We start from the raw sequence: 950 nt of genomic DNA on the forward strand, positions 1-950 counted from the left end.
AGAGGGTCAGCGGTTCGATCCCGTTAACTCCCATAGGTCCCGTAGTGTAGCGGTTATCACGTCGCCCTGTCACGGCGAAGATCGCGGGTTCGATTCCCGTCGGGACCGTTTAAGATAACGAAAGTTATTTTAGACTCGTTAGCTCAGTTGGTAGAGCAATTGACTTTTAATCAATGGGTCACTGGTTCGAGCCCAGTACGGGTCATCATTGCGGGTTTGGCGGAATTGGCAGACGCACCAGATTTAGGATCTGGCGCTTAACGGCGTGGGGGTTCAAGTCCCTTAACCCGCATAATAGAAATAAGCCGGCTTAGCTCAGTTGGTAGAGCATCTGATTTGTAATCAGAGGGTCGCGTGTTCAAGTCATGTAGCCGGCATTTTTTTAATATAACCAAGAGGTCGATGCGAACGTAGTTCAGTGGTAGAACACCACCTTGCCAAGGTGGGGGTCGCGGGTTCGAATCCCGTCGTTCGCTTAGAGAGGCCGGGGTGGCGGAACTGGCAGACGCACAGGACTTAAAATCCTGCGATTGGTAACGATCGTACCGGTTCGATCCCGGTCCTCGGCATATAAAGAGCACCCTTAGCTCAACTGGATAGAGTACCTGACTACGAATCAGGCGGTTAGAGGTTCGACTCCTCTAGGGTGCATTTTTCTATTTAACTCGGGAAGTAGCTCAGCTTGGTAGAGTACTTGGTTTGGGACCAAGGTGTCGCAGGTTCGAATCCTGTCTTCCCGATTGATGGCGGTGTAGCTCAGCTGGCTAGAGCGTCCGGTTCATACCCGGGAGGTCGGGGGTTCGATCCCCTTCGCCGCTATAATGATCTTGTTGGACCTTTAGCTCAGCTGGTTAGAGCTCTCGGCTCATAACCGAGTGGTCGTAGGTTCAAGTCCTACAAGGTCCATTAAATACTATGGAGGATTACCCAAGTCCGGCTGAAGGGAACGG

10 tRNA genes are annotated in these 950 nt (G+C 51.9%); all 10 read left to right on the forward strand.

The features are described from left to right. Positions 1-35: 35 nt before the first annotated feature. The 10 genes from HMPREF2837_RS08485 (at position 36) to HMPREF2837_RS08530 (ending at position 906) form a co-directional block, all read left to right on the forward strand. Positions 36-108 (forward strand) — tRNA-Asp (locus HMPREF2837_RS08485). A 24-nt stretch (positions 109-132) separates the two neighbouring features. Continuing rightward, a tRNA-Lys gene (locus tag HMPREF2837_RS08490) sits at positions 133-205 on the forward strand. A gap of 5 nt (positions 206-210) precedes the next feature. Beyond that, positions 211-292 (forward strand) — tRNA-Leu (locus tag HMPREF2837_RS08495). Positions 293-304: 12 nt separating this feature from the next. Then, positions 305-377: transfer RNA gene (locus tag HMPREF2837_RS08500), tRNA-Thr, on the forward strand. Between the two features lie 27 nt (positions 378-404). Then, a tRNA-Gly gene (locus HMPREF2837_RS08505) sits at positions 405-476 on the forward strand. Positions 477-483: 7 nt separating this feature from the next. Continuing rightward, positions 484-569, forward strand: a tRNA-Leu gene (locus tag HMPREF2837_RS08510). A gap of 8 nt (positions 570-577) precedes the next feature. After that, positions 578-651, forward strand: a tRNA-Arg gene (locus HMPREF2837_RS08515). 15 nt (positions 652-666) lie between these two features. Continuing rightward, positions 667-740: transfer RNA gene (locus tag HMPREF2837_RS08520), tRNA-Pro, on the forward strand. 5 nt (positions 741-745) lie between these two features. Then, a tRNA-Met gene (locus HMPREF2837_RS08525) sits at positions 746-819 on the forward strand. Between the two features lie 13 nt (positions 820-832). After that, a tRNA-Ile gene (locus tag HMPREF2837_RS08530) sits at positions 833-906 on the forward strand. Positions 907-950 lie beyond the last annotated feature (44 nt).

The sequence above is a fragment of the Streptococcus sp. HMSC071D03 genome (assembly GCF_001812125.1).
Classification (GTDB): domain Bacteria; phylum Bacillota; class Bacilli; order Lactobacillales; family Streptococcaceae; genus Streptococcus; species Streptococcus pseudopneumoniae_N.